Here is a 15628-nt window from a genome sequence, read left to right on the forward strand (position 1 = left end):
CCCTCGATTTCGTGGGTGTGGGACGCTCTCACGGAACGTGGGTGACCACAAAACATTTATAACGAGAGACAGTGGTTACAGTCGTACCCCTACCCATGGTGACAGTACGGAGTACCGTGCGAGGGTCTTCCCGCGACACCGTCGCGGCCTTCCCGCGGAAAACGCCCTGTCGCCGTCCGGTACACAAACTATGACAGGAAACAAACTTCGTGGCCTCTTCCTGGCTACGCTGATGGTGCTGTCCGTTTTCGCGGGCACCGTCGCGTTCGCCGGAAGTGCGGCCGCGGCCGCTAATGGTTCAATTACCGCCACCGGCAACGCAGAGGCCGGTGCGGTAACGAACCTCGACGCGTCTTTCGACGCAGATAGTGCAGACGTAAACAACAATGACCACAGTCAGTTTAAGATCACGTTCGCCAACGCTGACGGGTTCGACAACGGGTTCGCCAGCGATATCTCGTCGTCGGACGTGACGTTCAGCGCTGGGACTGTTAGCACCGTCGAACGAAGCAACAACGGTGCGACGCTGACGGTGAACCTGCAGAGCTCGGTCACGCTCCAGCAGGGTACGACCTACACCATCTCGGTCAACAACCAGAAGTTCACCAACCCGAGCTCGGCTGGTAACTACCAGGGTGAAATTGTCGTCAGCCCGCAGTCCAGCTACTCCGGTAACACGGCTACCGACACACTGGATGTCGTCGCCGGTGACACGCAGGTCTCCGCGCCCAACGCCGAGCGCAAGCTCTCGACGCAGGGCTCCGGTAACGACTTCCGTTACTGGCAGGGTCAGTCGCTGTTCATCAAGAACAAGGGCGACGCTGATGCGACCTACGAGATCCACAAGGTCGAACTCGTGAACAACCAGTGGCAGAAGACCTCGAACTCCTTCGTCTCGCAGATCGCGCTTGACGCGAACGGCGAGGCTATCGTCAACACTGGCAACCTCGACGGCACGTATATCATCGAGGACGGATCTGACAACGCGCAGGTCTTCAGCAACGGTGTACAGCAGAGCGAGATCGCTCCCGGTAACAACCTGGCGGGCGCTCGCTTCGCGGTCACCGTCCAGACGCTCTCCGGTGGCTTCACTGACGACGTGACCACGGGTACGACGAACCTCAACGTTCAGTCGAACCGTGTCTCGTACACCGTGAACATCACCTCGAGCAGTCTGAGCAACTCCAAGCTCACGACCGTCTTCGGTGACGACAACACGAACCTCGCCGGCGTCCAGCAGGACATCTCCGGCAACGACGTGAACCTCGCGGCCGACTTCTCCTCGGTCAACCCCGGCAACTACACGTTCAACGTGGAAGTTACGGACACGGAGAAGTCCTTCTCCGACACCATCCAGGTGCAGGACGCCGCTTCGACGGACGCTGCCTTCGCGAACGCCGTCGTGACGGAGGACCGCGGTGACGTCGCAGAGTTCACCGTTGAGCTCACCTCGACGGACACTGCCACGGTCACTGTCGGTTCCTCCGACGTGAACTACCAGTCGACGCTTACTGTCACCGACGAAGACGGTGACGGTGAGGTCACGGTCCAGATGAACACCTACACGGCTGGCACGGCCTCGGAGTCCACTGAGGATGCCGCATTCAGCGCGGCGGGCGACTCGGACACCGTCGACGTGACGTCTGTCCTGCAGTCGTCCTCCGTCCGCGTCCTCGAGACCGGTGAGTACGAGCTGTCCGTCTCCGTCGACACCAACGAGAAGGACGTCGCTGTGCTCTCCATCCGCGAGCGCAGCACGAACGGAATTACGACGCACGTCGCTCCGTCCAACGCTGGCACGACCAGCAACGACGAGTACGCGAACGCGTCCGAGGTTCTGGCCGCCCAGACGCCGGCTGACGAGGTCGCCGACGGCGACCAGATCATCCTCCGCGTCGACGCGTCCGGCCTCTACGGCTACCTCGACGACGCACAGCAGCTCTCGACCGGTGGCGAGGGTCTGAACGTTACGGTTGTTCAGACCAACCCCGGCACGAACAGCCAGCCGAACTACATCGACGTCTCGACCGGCTCGGTCTACGCGGACGCTGAGAACAACCAGTTCCTCCTCGTCCTCGACACCGACGCAACGGATGTCGATGCTGGTGACAAGTACCGCGCCATCTTCACGGTTGAGAAGGGCACGGCCGGTGACGATGACCTCTCGACGAAGCGCTCTGCTTCGGACGACGGTAACGACATCGTCAAGAAGTCTGACCAGTCCGTCAACGCGACCTTCGAGGTCGTCAAGCGTGACATCTCCGTCGACACGCAGGACTTCAACGGTGACGAGCGCGTCGTCGTGAACGCCGCGGCGAACCAGACCATCTCTGGTGAGACCTCGGTCGCCCCCGGTAGCTCGCTGACCATCCGCGCGAAGTCCACGGGCACCTCGCCGTTCCTCAAGAGCCAGACCGCGACGGTTCAGGAGGACGGCACCTTCAACGCCTCGTTCGACTTCACGAACGTCTCGACCAACGTGACGTTCGACGTGACGGTCACGGGTGCGGTCTCGACTGAGAACCCTGTTACTGGCGTTGTCCAGCCGCCCGCCCGCGCCACGGTCACGTTCAACAACCAGACCTCGTCTGGTGACTCCGTGACGGTCGCTTCCGCGTCCCTCTCGGAGGGTGGCTTCATCACCATCCACGACGCGTCGCTGCTCGACGGCGCTGTCTTCGACAGCGTCCGCGGCACGTCCAGCTACCTCGCGGCCGGCTCGCACTCGAACGTCCAGGTCTCCGTCAGCGGTGTTGACGAGACCCAGACGCTCTACGCGATGCCGCACCTCGACACCAACGGCAACCAGGCCTACGACTTCGTCTCCAGCGAAGGCGCGGCCGACGGTCCGTACACGGACGCCCAGGGCAACATCGTCCTCGACGGCGCGACCGTGACGATCGAGACGCCGGAGCCGACGCCGGAGCCGACGCCGGAGCCGACGCCGGAGCCGACGCCGGAGCCGACGCCGGAGCCGACGCCGGAGCCGACGCCGGAGCCGACGCCGGAGCCGACGCCGGAGCCGACGCCGACTGAGACCCCGACGCCGACCGAGACCGGTCAGCCCGGGTTCGGTCTGGCTGTCTCGCTCATCGCGCTCGCCGGCGCTGCGCTCCTCGCGCTCCGCCGCAACTAAGTCGCTGAATAACCGGGTCCCACCCCGGTAATCCGTGGATTTTCCTTTCTTTCACGCCACCCAGCGACAGCTATGGCCCGTGGCCGCGGGGGCGTGAAGAAGATACTTACCGCCGGACACGAACCCCCGAACATGGACCGACGACGCTTCCTCACACTCGCCGGTGGCGGCCTCGGAGCCGTGGCGACGGGGAAGGCCGTCGACAACGTGCTTCTGGGGTACGGCCCGCTCGGGACGAACCTCCTCGACCAGGAGCTGAAACCCCTCCTCCGCGACGGGCTGTTCGAGGGGCTCCACCGGTTCGAGTATGGAGGGGTAAAAATCGAACACTGGGACGGGCTCGTCCGGCTGACGGCGGGGGAAGACGAGGGAGACACGGTGGTGACGCTCCCGCTCGACGCCTCGGACGCGGAGATCCGCGAGGCCGACGCACGGTTCGGGTTCGACGGGCGACTGCGACAGGGGTTCACGGACCTGCGGGCGCTCCACCGCGGGGAGTTCTCGCTCGTCCCGTCGAAGAGCGAGGCGTTCTTCGATTCGGTCGAGGCGGACGCGCTGCCGCTTTCGACGGGTTTCCTCCGTGGCCGTGGCACGGCGGATCCGGCGTTCGTGAGCGAGTTCGCCGATGCCGACGCCGCGGACACCCGCGCACTCGCGTGGGGGCTCGCGGAGGGCTTTCGCGAGTACAGCTCCTACGACATCCCGCGCTATCTGGCGGGGAGCGTGGAGGACAACGTCCTCTTCGGGGCCGTGGACCTCCGCGAGTATTTCGAGTCGCCCACGTCCTTCGAGGCGCTCGTCTCCGGGGAGAACTCGGGGCTGTTCTGTACGGAGCTCACGGTGCGGTCGATCCAGGCGTTCCAGGCGGTCGCCCCCGCGAAGCAGGTCGCGCCGGTCGCCGCCTGCTACGTCTACGACGAGCGGCACAAACACGTCTACACGGGGCTGGTGAGCCTTCAGCGCGTGGACGGTGGGCTCCGCATGCCGGTCACCTTCGTCGACTACACGCACACGACGCTGTACGACGACCTGAATCTCACCGGCGTGATGGGCGAGGGGCTGGAGGGGTACAACGCCCGACACATGGCGACGCGGGTGCTCTGGGACGTCCACTGAGTCGGTGGAGTAACGGTTCGGTACCCGCCGTACCGACAACCACCAAGGATTTACCGGAGTCGCTCCCACTCATGGATATGCCACAGGGACCGACCGATCTCCTCGCGTGGGCCTCGGTGCTGGCGTTCGTCGTCGGTGCGCTCGTCGAGCGGTACGACGCGCGTACGGGTCGGACGCTCACCGCGGGCGCGTGGGCCGTCTTCGCCGTCTTCTGGCTCGCGCTCGTCCCCCACTTCGCCTTCGAGCAGCGCTCCATCATCGAGGGCGTGCTCTCGGCCGTCGCCGTCCCGGCGAGCCTCTACACCGGCTATCTGCTCTACCGCGGGCGCGACACGCTGATGGTGCTCTCCAGGGGCGTCGCCGTCATGGGGCTCATCTACCTCCCGGCGACGACGCTCGCCGTCCTCTACGAGCCGCTCATCGAGACCACGACCGTCCAGATCGTCTGGGCCGTCGAACGGCTCGGCTACGACCCGCAGCTCGTCACCGGCCCGGAGGGGCTGGAGAGTCGCATCCTCTTCGAGACGAACGGCCACCTCTACGCACAGGACATCCTCCTCGCGTGTACGGGGCTCGGGAGCGCGACCATCTTCATCGGGCTCATCGCCGCGGTGCGGGCGCCCCTCTCCCGGAAGCTCCAGGCGCTCGCCGTGAGCGTCCCCGTCATCTGGGCGCTGAACCTCGTTCGGAACGTCTTCATCGCGCTCGGCCAGGGGAAACAGTGGTTCACGGCCGACTGGATGGCGACGGTCGTCTACGCGCTGTTCGGCAACGTCGACCCGCGGACGGTGTCGTTCTACGTCGCCGACCGCATCATCGCCCAGTCCGCCTCGGTCGTGGCGCTCGTCGCCATCCTCTTTGCCGTCCTCCGGTATCTCCCCGAGCTGAAGGTGGTCGTCCAGGACGTGCTGTTCCTCCTCACTCGCCAGGAGCACGACCTCGGTGAGGGTCGCGAGCCCCCGCGCGGTGGGATGCGCGCGGACGGTGGCGCCCGGGTCGAGGACGGTCGTCGCGACTGAACTGAGCCTCCCCATGCCCCTCGAGACCTACACCGCCGTCTACGACGCCATCGCGGTCCCGTTCGCGTGGTTCGTCGTCGCCCTGTTCGCGGTCGGCGCGCTCGCACAGTACCGCGACGAGCCGCGCGCGCGGTGGCTCCTCGCGGGCGCGTGGGCCGTCTTCGGGCTGTTCTGGGCGTTTCAGGCGCCCCACTTCGCGTTCGTCCAGAAGTCCGCCATCGAGGGGGTGGGAGCTGTCGTCGCGGCCCCGGCGAGCCTCCACGTGGCCCGGCTGCTCCTCGGGGGGCGTGACTCGCTGGTCGTCCTCTCGCGAGCCGTCGCCGTGATGGGCGTCGTCTTCATGCCGTTCGAAGCGGTTCCCTGGCTTCAAGAATGGCTCGTCGAGGTGGTCGCCGGCCAGACGCGGTTCCTGATGACCCTGCTCGGCTTCGAGCCCACCCTCATCCCGTGGGACGAGGCCGCGCGCCGGGTGGCCGCGTTCTACGAGTTCGGCCCGGAGCGCACGGCCACGTACGCGGGGAAGTACGCCCCCTACGAGAACACGTTCTTCTTCACCTACGACGGCCGGCCCATCACCTACACCATCGTCCTCGCGTGTACGGGGCTCGGGAGCATGGCCATCTTCGCGGGGCTCATCGCCGGGGTGCGGGCGCCTCTCTCCAGAAAAGTCCGCGCGTTCGCCGTCTCCATCCCCGTCATCTACGCGCTGAACCTCGTCCGAAACGTCTTCATCGGGCTCTCCTTCGGCCACCAGTACGCCCACGTGTTTCCCGACCTGGTGATGGCCGCGTTCGGGACGGACGACCCCTACATGGTCTCGTACTTCGTCGCCGACCGGGTCATCGCGCAGTCGCTCTCCGTCGTCGCGCTCGTCGCGGTGACGTATCTCGTCGTGCGCGAGCTGCCGGAGGTCCTGACCCCGGTGGAGGACCTGCTGTACGTCGCGACGGGGAACGAGTACGACCTGGGGGCGACGCTGGAGCCGGGTGAGGAGAGCGAGAAGACCGAGGAGGGTGAGGAGAGTGAGGAGCCCCGGCCGGCGCCGGTCTCAGACTAACAGCTCGTCCGCGGCGTCCTCGGGGGCGTCCGCGAGCCCCACCAGTGCGTCCCGTTCGAGGTAGTGGAGGCTGCCGGGGACGACGAGCAGGTGGAGCGGGTCGCCGAACTCCCGCTGTGTGAGGGCGTCGAGCCGGTCGGCGACGACGAGCGGTTCCGGGCTTCCGGCCCGGCAGACGGCGACGGCCAGCGTCTCCGGCTCCCAGTGCTCGGCGAGCAGGTCCGCCGCCACGTCCGCGGTCATGTAGTCTCCCTTCTCCGCTTTGATATCGAGGAAGACGAGCGTGTGGAGGCCGCGCTCGCGGTTCGCCTCGATGGTCTCGGTCATCGAGTCGGGAACGCCCTCGCCGCCGTGCGCGTAGGGAAACGGGAGGGTGGTCGCCTTCCCGAACCGGTAGTTCTGCAGGCCGGTGAGCGAGGAGGCGGCCGCCTCCGCGGTGGTGCCGTGGACGACCCGGGTGTCGATCCCGCGGTCGTGGGCCCGCAGTCGGAGGTCGACGTGGGTCGTCGAGATCATCGTATCGCCCGCGGTGAGGAAGACGGCGTGACCATCCTCAGCGGCGTCGAGGATGGGCTCGGGGTGCTGTTCGGTTCCCTCCCGGTCGCGCACGTCGATGTCGATGTCGTGGTACGCTTCCAGCTCGTCGACGGTCGCGCCCGCGAGTTTCGAGGTGTAGAACTCCGCGAAGACGGCGTCCGCCTCCTGGAGGATATCCCGCCCCTCGACGGTGATGGAGCGCTCGTCGTAGAGCCCGAGGCCGATGAAGGTGAGCATACCTCCCCTCGGGCGAGGAGGCGAATAAGCGGCGTGGATTCCCCCTTACAGGCCGAGCGCACGCACCGCGAGCAGGGTCAGAGTTCCCACGACGACGAGATACCCGAAGACGACGCCGATGGGGGCGATGCCGGTCTCGCGCATCCGGTCGAGCCGGATGTCGAAGCCGAGGCCCGCGAACGCCAACAGGAACTGCCAGTCGGTGGCGGTCCCGATACGGTCGAGCGAGGCCGGGGAGAGGAGGCCGCTGTTGGCGACGGTGGCGACGAGGAGGAAGCCGAGCAGGAACTTCGGGAACTCCGTCCAGAGCTGGCCCAGCCGGGGGCCGCCGCGCGCGTAGGCGACGGAGTAGGCGACGGCGACACCCCCGATGAGGGTGTTCCGGACCAGCTTCGTGAGGGTGGCCCACTCGCCCGCGCCGGGGGCGTAGGCGAACCCCGCGGCCGTGACGGGGCCGGTCGAGAACATCGTCAGGCCGGCCCAGACGCCGAACTGCCTGGCGGGAAGCGCGAGCAGCTCGCCGATGAGGGGGAAGGTGACGAGCGTCACGGCGTCGAACAGCAGCACCGTCGCCGCGGCGTAGGCGATATCCGACTCCTCCACGTCGAGGACGCCCGCCGCCGCGACGACCGCGGAGACGCCACACACGGACGCCCCCGCGGCGAGCAGGGCCGCGACGGGGTCGGGGATGCCGACGGCGCGTGCGGCGAGGGTGACCGCGAGGAGGCCGAACGCGACCGTGCCGACGACGAGCAGCGCGACTCGCGGGCCGGCCGCGGCGACCGCGCCGAGCGAGAGGCTCGCACCGAGGAGGACGATCCCCGTCTCCAGGAAGAGGCCGCTCTTCGCGAGCCCCGGCTCCACCGACGCGGGGAGCGAGACGGCGTTCCCGAGCAGGGCACCGATGGCGATGGCGAGAACCAGGTCGTTCAGCGCGGGGACGGCCCCCGCGACGAGCCGTGCGACGACGGCGATGGCCGCGAGGAGGAGGAGCCCGGGAAGGAGCCGCCGGCTCACAGCAGCTGCCAGCCGAACACGGTGAGCAGCAGCGCCCACCCGAGCACCGTCGCCTGCCAGCCCTCTTCCAGGGAGTGCCACCGTCGTCGCACGGTCCGCGTCATCCGTCGCCGGCCAAACATACTCGTTTCCGTCTCCGAGGGTGACCCCTAAAGACGTGTCGCAAGCGGCGGCAAGGGTTGCGTTTTCCAGTGACGGATGCGGCTCTGTGACGTGGGTACCAGCAAGAGTCGCTGGTAGCTATGAGCCTCTCCATCGACGGAGGCGGGAAGCGTCAGCCTTACCGCGGCCCGTCCACGAGACTGAGACAATGACCGTCCCGTGCGTGCGCGTCCGGCCGCAGGCGGGCGAGGAGACCCGGCAGGCGCTCGCCGACCGCGACTGTCTCGACACCCGCTACGACATCACCGTCGAGGACGGCTGGCTCTACCTCCCCGTCACCGACGCCCCCGATTCGTTCGAGGTCGTCGCGTTCGACGCCCCCGAACGGGAGACCCAGACCACCCCCGCGGACCTACTGGGGTTCGACCCCTCGCTGGAACGGCTCGGCGACATCGTCATCATCGACGAGGACGACGACGAGCGGGCACAGGCCATCGCGGACGCCGTCATGGCCTCGGACCTCCCCGCCAAGACCGTGGTGAACCGCGCGTCGAAGATCAAAGGCGAGCTCCGGGTCCGCGACTGGGACGTCCTCGCGGGGAACGGCACGGAGACCGTCCACCGGGAGTACGGCTGCGCCTTCGAGCTCGACATCGCCCGGGTCTACTTCTCCCCCCGACTCGCCACGGAACGCCACCGCGTCACGGAGCAGGTCCGCGAGGACGAGCGGTTCCTCGATATGTTCGCCGGCGTCGGCCCGTTCGTCATCCCCGCCGCACGACGCGGGGCCGAGTGCGTCGGCTGCGACCTCAACGAGGCCGCCGTCGACTACCTCCGCCGGAACGCGGAGCGCAACGCCGTGGCCGACCGGGTGACGCCGATCCACGGGAACGTCCGCGAGCTCGTCCCGGAGTACGAGAACTGGGCCGACCGCCTCGTCGCGAACCTCCCGCACAGCGCGAACGAGTTCCTCGACACCGCCGTCGCGCTCGCCGCGGACGACTGCGTCCTCCACTACTACGACATCCAGCACGACGAGGCCCCCTTCGCCCCCGGTCTCGAGGCCATCCGCGAGGCCGCCGAGCCCGCGGGGTATACGGTCGCCGTGGAGACGGAACGGGTCGTCCGGTCGTACGCTCCCCACGAACTCAACGTCTGTCTGGACGTGCGACTGACTCGCTGACCGTGTCCGATTCGCAACCCTTATTGCGATTATCGCCGGATGGATGAGTGTACATCACGCCGGTGTCCTGCAGAGCGAAGCGATGCAGGGTTCGGCGTGCGAGTGAAACGAGTACGCCGGTGTAGCTCAGCTGGCAGAGCGATTCCTTCGTAAGGAATAGGCCGGGGGTTCAAATCCCTCCACCGGCTCTTTCTGTGACGAACTGACCCGCGAGCACCGCGTCGCGTGTGCTCGCGGTCGTGAGCGGGTACCGTTGCGATTGGGGAGTGGCTCTCGTTCAGTACGCCACCACCGTCAACCCGTCCACCTGCTCGAAGTGTCCGTCTCGGGTGACGAGGTCCGCGCCGTGGTGACGACAGATACCGGCGATGAGGATGTCGCCGAGATTGATCGGGCGGCCGGCGTCGAGCAGTTCGGCTTCGACGAGTGCGGCTTCCTCGGCTGCGGCGTCGTCGAGGGGGAGGGGGTCGACCCATTCGAGGGCGTCGCGGACGCGCTCGACGTGCGCGCGGCCGCCCGTGCGAGCCCCGCCGCGGTACACCTCGAAGAGCGCGAGTGCGGGCGTGTGGAGCGGCCGGTCTCGGTGCTGTTCGACGAACTCCCCGGCTGCGGGCACGCCGTCGAGGTAGTCGATGAGAAACGAGGTATCGAACGCGAGCATTATCGCCGACGCTCGCGTTCGCGGAGGTCGTCGTCGAGTCGCGCACGCGAGTCCGTCGCGGCTGCTCGGAACCCGTCCACGTCGGCCATCGCGCCGAAGCCGCGCATCGGGTCGCCAGGGTCGGTGATCCGCAGGAGCGTATCCGTGAAACTCTCTCCCTTCCGCTTGTGCGCCTTCAGACGCTCGTACGCCTCCTCGGTGACGGTGATCGTCTTCGTTCCCATGTGTACGTGTACGTGTACACAGACAATAAGCGTTGGTCCCGTGAGGGTGACGGAGTTGGGCACCCCGAGTACTCCCCTCGACGGCGTTCCGGGCCACTCAAGGCCGACAGGCCCATCGATTCCGGTCGTGGACGAGGAATCTTTCCGTGGCCACGCGGGCCGGGTGCTCGGCGCGCTGGCGCTGGCGTGGGCGCTGTTGCAGACCGGCCGGTTCCTGCTCTCCGCGCTCCTGCCGAGTATCATCGAGTCGCTGGCCATCACGGAGGCCACCGCGGGCATCGCACTCGGGGTGTTCCAGGTCGTCTACGCCGTGACGCAGTACCCGAGCGGCCGGCTCTCCGACGTGCGCTCGCGGGCCGCGCTCGTCCTCCCCGGGGTCGCCGTGTTGGCGGTCGCGTTCCTCGTCATCGGACGCGCGGAGACGTTCCTCCCGTTCTTCGTCGGGACCCTGCTGCTCGGGGTCGGCAAGGGGCTCTACGCCATCCCGTCCAGAGCGCGGCTCTCGGACCTGTTCGTCGAGCGACGGGGGCGGGCGCTCGGCATCTACGCCGCGGGGACGGACGTGGGTGGGCTGGCCTCCGCGCTCGTCGCCGTCGTCATCGTCGGCGCGTCGTGGCGGACGCCCTTCTTCCCCATCGCGGTGGCGCTGGCGCTGGTCGGGGTCGTCTACGGGGTCTGGAACCGCGAGCCGCTGTGGCCCGCGTCCGAGTCGGGGAGCGACGACTCCGGAACCGCCGTCGGTGGCGTCCTCGCGACGGTCCGGCGGCTGGCGACGACGCGCGAACAGCGGCTGACGCTCGTCGCCTACTCCCTCTTTTATTTCATGGTCGGCGGGTGGATCAACTTCCTCACGACGTATCTCGTGGCGGCGAAGGGGTTCACGCAGGCGACGGCGGCGCTCGGCTTCTCGCTCGTCTTCGCCGTCGGCATCCTCACGAAGCCGGCGGCGGGGGCGCTCTCCGACCGGTTCTCGCGGCGGTCCATCGCGGTCGGAGGGCTGCTGCTCGCGGCGGTGGCGCTCGGTGGGGTCGTCGTTGCCACCTCGAAACTCGCAATCGGGCTCGCCATCGCCGTGCTCGCGGTGGGGTACAAGACGCAGTTCCCGCTCGTGGATGCGATGCTGCTCGATGCCGCGCCCGACCGGAACGCGGGTGGTGACCTGGGTGCGGCGCGGGCGGTCTTCCTCGGTATCGGGGCGCTCGGCCCGGCGTACGTGGGTGTGACGGCGACGTGGTTCGGCTACGAGGTGGCGTTCGCCGGCCTCGCCGCCTGCCTGCTCGCGTGTGCGGGCATCCTCGCGTACGCGCGGGCGTGAGCCGGCTGAAACCGGAGACCCCGAACAGCACCGGGGTTTATCCCTCGGGCATCCCTCCCCGCCGCATGAAGAAAATCGCCATCGAGGACGTCCGCGTGGAGAACAACCCCCTCGGCGTCCACAGCGTCCGCAAGCCCGTCTCGAAGGCCATCAAGACGACCGACTTCGCGATGAACTACTTCGAGCTGAAGCCGGGGGAGTCGTTCTCCGGCGGGATCCACACCCACCACGACCAGGAGGAGGTGTTCTACGTGGAGGAGGGGACGGCGACGTTCGAGGTGCTCGCGCGGCAGGTGGACGGCGAGGAGGACGAACCGAACGAGCGCGCGGAGATCGTCGTCGAGGCGGGGGAGGTCATCCGATTCGCCCCCGGGGAGTTCCAGACGGGCGTCAACACGGGCGAGAAGACGCTCGTCGGCTGGGCGTTCGGCGCCCCCGGCTCCCACGACTGGGAGGAACTCGAATCGCTCATCGGCTGCCGTGAGTGCGGGGAGGAGACGCGCCACGCCCTCGAACTCACCGACGAAGCCCGGTTCGAGAACACCTGCAAGGAGTGCGGGAACACGTTCACGCTCTGAGTGACTGGTTGAATTTCTGATAGCTCCGAAAGCTACAAGAGGGAGGGTGGTGGCTGTGCGAGTATGCCACAGTGTCACAACTGCGAGTCGTTCGTCACTGAGGATTACGTCCGGGTGTTCGCGCCCGACGATATGACGACGGTTCGCGTCTGCCCGAACTGTGAGGACAAGCTCCGTGACGGTGCGGAGGTCCGTACCGCCCGGTCGACCCGCGGGAACTAGGCGTCGTCCGCGGCGCGAACCGCTCCCTTCTCGCCGGCGAGCACGCGTGCCCCACGGTCGGTGAGCCGATAGATCGCCTCGTTCGTCACGGGCTCCATCAGCCCACGGTCAATGAGCAGCTCACACCGACGCTTCGCGTAGCCGTTCGGCATCCCGAGCCGATTGGCGATGAGCGGGATGTACTCCGGTGGGTTGTTCCCGAGGTACTCGAGGATGCGCTCATCTGCCGGCCGGAGCTCGTGGGGGTCCATGGTGGCAAGTATTGCATGTGGTTTGCTACCACTTAACAGTATTGGGAACGAATAGCACGAACCCCGCGTCGGGGTCAACAGAGGTCCACGGTCACGTACACGTCACCGCGCTCGGTGACCGTCGCGCCGACGCCGGCCTGGTCCGCGTCCTGCAAGAGGAGCTTCTGGCGGCTGGACTGCTCCGCGAACCACGCGCTCACGACCGCACGGGCGACCTCTCGCTCGTTCTCGTTGATCCGGGTCTCGCCGTTCTCCTGGTACTCCCGGCCGGCGACGGTCTTCCCGACGGTCTCGATCTCCTTACCGTCGCGGATCCCGGTTCCGGAGTTATCCGAGAGCTTACATCGGTCGTACACGTCGAACCGCTGGTAGCGCTCGACGGTCGTGAAGCCGTCGGCGACGTGCGAGACGAACCCCTGAGCGGCCATGTTGTCGCTGTGGAACGCCGCCATCTCGTTGAGCGTCGATTCGCTGGCGAGCGCGCGGTAGCCGCGGTCCGCGCGCTGCGCGTTGATCTCCTCGCGGACGGCGGTTTCGATCTCGGCCGCGTCGAACCGCTCCGGTGGGGGGACGGGCGTGGCCGTCGCGGTCGGTGTCGGCGTGGCCGTCGCGGTCGGCGTGGCCTCGCCGCCGCCGTTCCCGCCACCGTTCCCGGGACTCGACCTACCGTCAGTCGCGACCGGGGTCTCGGTCGGGTCGTCGACGGCCGGTCCGTCACCCAACTGGAGCCCGACGAGCGCCCCGACGCCCATCGCGGTGAGCATGATCACCCCCACGATGATGAGGAAGGCCTTGTTCATGCTCTCCCCAACGCCGCGCGTTATATAAACCCCTTCGGCGACCGCTGTCGATTTCCCCCCCGCGACCGAAGCGGGCGTATGAACCGCCGTACCCGCTACCGGCTCTCGGGTGGTGCCCTCGCCGTCCTCGTCACGCTCGTCCTCTTCCGAGAGCCGCTCGCGTCTGCCGGTCCCCTGCTCTGGCCACCCGGCGGGCCGCGCTGGGCGACGTTCGTCCTCGTGGTGCTGCTCTCCTTTGCGGTGCCGCTCATGGTCGGGGCCGCGCTCGGCGAGGCGCTCGCCGAACGTGGCTCATGACCGCTTCGCGAGTTCGAGGGGTTCGGAGAGCGCCGTCACCGTCGGCGTCCCGGTGAGGGGGTCCTCCCGGACGACGACGGGGGTGTCGAACACCCGTTCGAGCAGGTCCGGTTCGAACACCGCCGCCGGGGGGCCGACGGCGTGGAGCGTTCCGCCGCCGAGGACGGCCACCGTGTCGCAGAACCGGGCGGCCAGGTCGAGGTCGTGGATGGCGGCGACGATGGTGCGGTCGGCGAGCTCCCGCACCCGCTGGAGCGTGGCGACCTGGTGGTTGATGTCGAGACTCGCCGTCGGCTCGTCGAGCAGGAGGGCGGGCGTGTCCTGTGCCAGCGCCCGCGCGAGGAGGACGCGCTGGCGTTCGCCGCCCGAGAGGGTGCCCACCGCCCGGTCCGCGAACTGCGCGGTGTCGGTCCGGTCGAGCGCCTCGTCGACGGCATCGTGGCCCGCCGGGTCGCGGCCGAACCGGCCTCGATGGGGGGTCCGCCCCATCTCGACGAGCTGGCGGACGGTGAACTCGAAGCGCACCTCCGTCGACTGCTGGACGGTCGCGACGCGCCGGCTGATGTCGCGGGCGGACCGGCCGTGGACGGGCTCGCCCGCGACCGACACCCGTCCCGCGTCGGGGGTGACGACGCCGTTGATCGTTCGGAGCAGCGTCGTCTTCCCGGCCCCGTTCGGGCCGACGAGGGCGACGAACTCCCCTTCCGCCACGTCGAGCGAGACCGCTTCGAGGATCTGCTCCCCGCCGAGCCGCACGCACACGTCGTCGAGTGCGATCACAGCGCCGTCACCTCCCGCTTGCGGAGGAGATAGAGGAAGAAGGGTGCCCCGAGCGCGGCGGTGACGATGCCGACGGGCATCTCCGCGGGCCCCATCCGGGCGGCGGTGTCGGTGGCGACGAGGAACGCCGCGCCCGCGAGCGCGCTCGTCGGGAGCAGGATGCGGTGGTCCGGGCCGACGAGCAGGCGCATCACGTGCGGGACGATGAGCCCGACGAAGCCGATGACGCCGGCGACGGCGACGGCCGCGGCCGTGGCGACGGAGCTCGCGGCGAGCAGCACCCGCTTGGTGCGCTCCACGTCGATGCCGAGGGTGTGGGCGTCCTCCTCCCCCAGAAGGAGGACGTTCAGGTCCCGCGCGTAGACGAGGAGGACGAGGAACGTCGGCAGGGTGACGGCGAGCGTCACCGCTACCTCCGAGTAGGAGGTCGTCTCCAGTCTGCCCATCAGCCAGTAGACGGCCCGCTGGAGGGTGTCGCCGGCCTGCAACAGCATGAACGAGATGACGGCGCCTAAGAAGGTCTGGACGGCGACGCCGGCCAGAAGCAGGGTCGCGACGGGGGTCCGTCCGCCGTCGGTGGCGATGAGGTAGACGCCGAAGCCGGCGAGCAGCGCGCCGAGCACGGCGGCCGCCTGCAGGCTGAGCGGGAAGGAGACGGGGAAGACGATACTCGCCACCGCGCCCACGGCGGCGCCCGTGGAGACGCCGATGATGGAGGGATCGGCCATCGGGTTCCGGAAGAAGCCCTGCATCACGGTCCCGGCGGTCGCGAGCGCGAACCCGACGACGGCCCCCAGCAGGATGCGGGGGAGCCGGAGCCCCGTGACGATGGTCTGGTGAGGGCCGGGAACGGGGAAGGAGAACGGGTGGACGAGGGTGACGCCCCCTGCGGCGAGCGTCGGGACGGCGATGGCGTTGAGCATCGCCTGGGCGACGGTGGCGTACCCGATGGCGACGGGCCCCATCGTCGCGGAGACGAGAACGACGGCGACGAGGACCCCTGTGAGACCGAGGCTCCAGACGAGGGTTCGTTCACGCCGATGCATGCTTCGCAACTGAGCTTGCATTAGGTAAATACTTATTGCATACCGTTCCA

The 15628-nt window shown here is 68.1% G+C and carries 17 protein-coding genes and 1 tRNA gene; 10 read left to right on the forward strand and 8 right to left on the reverse strand.

What is annotated here, in order from left to right; genetic code table 11:
* The first annotated feature begins 232 nt into the window (after window positions 1-232).
* From ACQUQR_RS14620 to artA (ACQUQR_RS14635), 4 genes are all read left to right on the forward strand, one after another.
* Complete coding sequence (locus tag ACQUQR_RS14620; RefSeq protein WP_435197245.1) at window positions 233-3136, forward strand: beta strand repeat-containing protein; 2904 nt, start codon at window positions 233-235, stop codon at window positions 3134-3136.
* Between the two features lie 132 nt (window positions 3137-3268).
* A complete protein-coding gene (locus ACQUQR_RS14625) occupies window positions 3269-4252 on the forward strand; it encodes a hypothetical protein (protein WP_435197246.1) in 984 nt (327 codons plus the stop codon).
* 77 nt (window positions 4253-4329) lie between these two features.
* The gene (gene artA / locus ACQUQR_RS14630) at window positions 4330-5271 is read left to right on the forward strand and encodes an archaeosortase A (protein ID WP_435197247.1); all 942 of its coding nucleotides are present in this window, start codon (window positions 4330-4332) and stop codon (window positions 5269-5271) included.
* A 13-nt stretch (window positions 5272-5284) separates the two neighbouring features.
* Complete coding sequence (artA, locus tag ACQUQR_RS14635; RefSeq protein WP_435197248.1) at window positions 5285-6328, forward strand: archaeosortase A; 1044 nt, start codon at window positions 5285-5287, stop codon at window positions 6326-6328.
* Here the strand turns inward: artA (ACQUQR_RS14635) and dph5 are convergent.
* Window positions 6320-7102, reverse strand: a complete 783-nt coding sequence (gene dph5, locus ACQUQR_RS14640) for a diphthine synthase (protein ID WP_435197249.1) — start codon at window positions 7100-7102, stop codon at window positions 6320-6322. The genes artA (ACQUQR_RS14635) and dph5 overlap by 9 nt on opposite strands.
* A 45-nt stretch (window positions 7103-7147) precedes the next feature.
* Window positions 7148-8119 (reverse strand): YeiH family protein, encoded by a 972-nt coding sequence (locus ACQUQR_RS14645; protein ID WP_435197250.1) that lies wholly within the window; start codon window positions 8117-8119, stop codon window positions 7148-7150.
* A 310-nt stretch (window positions 8120-8429) separates the two neighbouring features.
* Here ACQUQR_RS14645 and ACQUQR_RS14650 point away from each other — a divergent pair, with 310 nt between their 5' ends.
* Complete coding sequence (locus ACQUQR_RS14650) at window positions 8430-9404, forward strand: class I SAM-dependent methyltransferase (protein WP_435197251.1); 975 nt, start codon at window positions 8430-8432, stop codon at window positions 9402-9404.
* A gap of 115 nt (window positions 9405-9519) precedes the next feature.
* Window positions 9520-9592 (forward strand) — tRNA-Thr (locus ACQUQR_RS14655).
* A gap of 89 nt (window positions 9593-9681) precedes the next feature.
* On the opposite strand, the gene ACQUQR_RS14660 is transcribed toward ACQUQR_RS14655, so the two are convergent.
* Window positions 9682-10065 carry a PIN domain-containing protein gene (locus tag ACQUQR_RS14660; protein WP_435197252.1) on the reverse strand — a complete coding sequence of 128 codons (384 nt, stop codon included), beginning with the start codon at window positions 10063-10065 and terminating at the stop codon, window positions 9682-9684.
* Window positions 10065-10289, reverse strand: coding sequence for an antitoxin VapB family protein (locus tag ACQUQR_RS14665; protein WP_435197253.1), 225 nt, complete (start codon window positions 10287-10289; stop codon window positions 10065-10067). Before ACQUQR_RS14665 ends, ACQUQR_RS14660 begins: the two co-directional genes overlap by 1 nt.
* Window positions 10290-10452: 163 nt before the next feature.
* Between ACQUQR_RS14665 and ACQUQR_RS14670 the strand changes: the two genes are divergently transcribed.
* The 3 genes from ACQUQR_RS14670 to ACQUQR_RS14680 all read left to right on the forward strand — a co-directional run bounded on the left by ACQUQR_RS14670 (window position 10453) and on the right by ACQUQR_RS14680 (window position 12404).
* Window positions 10453-11604: an MFS transporter gene (locus tag ACQUQR_RS14670; RefSeq protein WP_435197299.1), complete on the forward strand. Its 1152-nt coding sequence runs from the start codon at window positions 10453-10455 to the stop codon at window positions 11602-11604.
* 65 nt (window positions 11605-11669) lie between these two features.
* Window positions 11670-12182: a cupin domain-containing protein gene (locus ACQUQR_RS14675; RefSeq protein ID WP_435197254.1), complete on the forward strand. Its 513-nt coding sequence runs from the start codon at window positions 11670-11672 to the stop codon at window positions 12180-12182.
* 63 nt (window positions 12183-12245) lie between these two features.
* Window positions 12246-12404 carry a DUF7563 family protein gene (locus ACQUQR_RS14680; RefSeq protein WP_435197255.1) on the forward strand — a complete coding sequence of 53 codons (159 nt, stop codon included), beginning with the start codon at window positions 12246-12248 and terminating at the stop codon, window positions 12402-12404.
* On the opposite strand, the gene ACQUQR_RS14685 is transcribed toward ACQUQR_RS14680, so the two are convergent.
* Together ACQUQR_RS14685 and ACQUQR_RS14690 are read right to left on the reverse strand one after the other, a co-directional pair.
* On the reverse strand, window positions 12401-12655 hold the full coding sequence (locus tag ACQUQR_RS14685; protein ID WP_435197256.1) for a winged helix-turn-helix domain-containing protein: 255 nt from the start codon (window positions 12653-12655) through the stop codon (window positions 12401-12403). The two genes, ACQUQR_RS14680 and ACQUQR_RS14685, sit on opposite strands and share 4 nt — an antisense overlap.
* Window positions 12656-12729: 74 nt before the next feature.
* Window positions 12730-13455, reverse strand: coding sequence for a CAP domain-containing protein (locus ACQUQR_RS14690; protein WP_435197257.1), 726 nt, complete (start codon window positions 13453-13455; stop codon window positions 12730-12732).
* A gap of 78 nt (window positions 13456-13533) precedes the next feature.
* On the opposite strand from ACQUQR_RS14690, the gene ACQUQR_RS14695 reads away from it, so the two are divergent.
* A complete protein-coding gene (locus ACQUQR_RS14695) occupies window positions 13534-13752 on the forward strand; it encodes a hypothetical protein (RefSeq protein WP_435197258.1) in 219 nt (72 codons plus the stop codon).
* Here ACQUQR_RS14695 and ACQUQR_RS14700 read toward each other — a convergent pair.
* A complete protein-coding gene (locus tag ACQUQR_RS14700; protein WP_435197259.1) occupies window positions 13747-14532 on the reverse strand; it encodes an ABC transporter ATP-binding protein in 786 nt (261 codons plus the stop codon). The two genes, ACQUQR_RS14695 and ACQUQR_RS14700, sit on opposite strands and share 6 nt — an antisense overlap.
* A complete protein-coding gene (gene btuC, locus ACQUQR_RS14705) occupies window positions 14529-15578 on the reverse strand; it encodes a vitamin B12 ABC transporter permease BtuC (protein WP_435197260.1) in 1050 nt (349 codons plus the stop codon). Before btuC ends, ACQUQR_RS14700 begins: the two co-directional genes overlap by 4 nt.
* Window positions 15579-15628: the final 50 nt, after the last annotated feature.

This window comes from Natronomonas sp. EA1 (assembly GCF_051195035.1).
Taxonomy (GTDB): Archaea; Halobacteriota; Halobacteria; order Halobacteriales; family Haloarculaceae; genus JBNTJV01.

Coding starts and splice junctions, on each gene's coding strand:
- ACQUQR_RS14620 (WP_435197245.1), top strand. CDS start 233: ATGGTGCTGTCCGTTTTCGCGGGCACCGTCGCGTTCGCCGGAAGTGCG.
- ACQUQR_RS14625 (WP_435197246.1), top strand. CDS start 3,269: ATGGACCGACGACGCTTCCTCACACTCGCCGGTGGCGGCCTCGGAGCC.
- artA (WP_435197247.1), top strand. CDS start 4,330: ATGCCACAGGGACCGACCGATCTCCTCGCGTGGGCCTCGGTGCTGGCG.
- artA (WP_435197248.1), top strand. CDS start 5,285: ATGCCCCTCGAGACCTACACCGCCGTCTACGACGCCATCGCGGTCCCG.
- dph5 (WP_435197249.1), bottom strand. CDS start 7,102: ATGCTCACCTTCATCGGCCTCGGGCTCTACGACGAGCGCTCCATCACC.
- ACQUQR_RS14650 (WP_435197251.1), top strand. CDS start 8,430: ATGACCGTCCCGTGCGTGCGCGTCCGGCCGCAGGCGGGCGAGGAGACC.
- ACQUQR_RS14660 (WP_435197252.1), bottom strand. CDS start 10,065: ATGCTCGCGTTCGATACCTCGTTTCTCATCGACTACCTCGACGGCGTG.
- ACQUQR_RS14665 (WP_435197253.1), bottom strand. CDS start 10,289: ATGGGAACGAAGACGATCACCGTCACCGAGGAGGCGTACGAGCGTCTG.
- ACQUQR_RS14675 (WP_435197254.1), top strand. CDS start 11,670: ATGAAGAAAATCGCCATCGAGGACGTCCGCGTGGAGAACAACCCCCTC.
- ACQUQR_RS14680 (WP_435197255.1), top strand. CDS start 12,246: ATGCCACAGTGTCACAACTGCGAGTCGTTCGTCACTGAGGATTACGTC.
- ACQUQR_RS14685 (WP_435197256.1), bottom strand. CDS start 12,655: ATGGACCCCCACGAGCTCCGGCCGGCAGATGAGCGCATCCTCGAGTAC.
- ACQUQR_RS14690 (WP_435197257.1), bottom strand. CDS start 13,455: ATGAACAAGGCCTTCCTCATCATCGTGGGGGTGATCATGCTCACCGCG.
- ACQUQR_RS14695 (WP_435197258.1), top strand. CDS start 13,534: ATGAACCGCCGTACCCGCTACCGGCTCTCGGGTGGTGCCCTCGCCGTC.
- btuC (WP_435197260.1), bottom strand. CDS start 15,578: ATGCATCGGCGTGAACGAACCCTCGTCTGGAGCCTCGGTCTCACAGGG.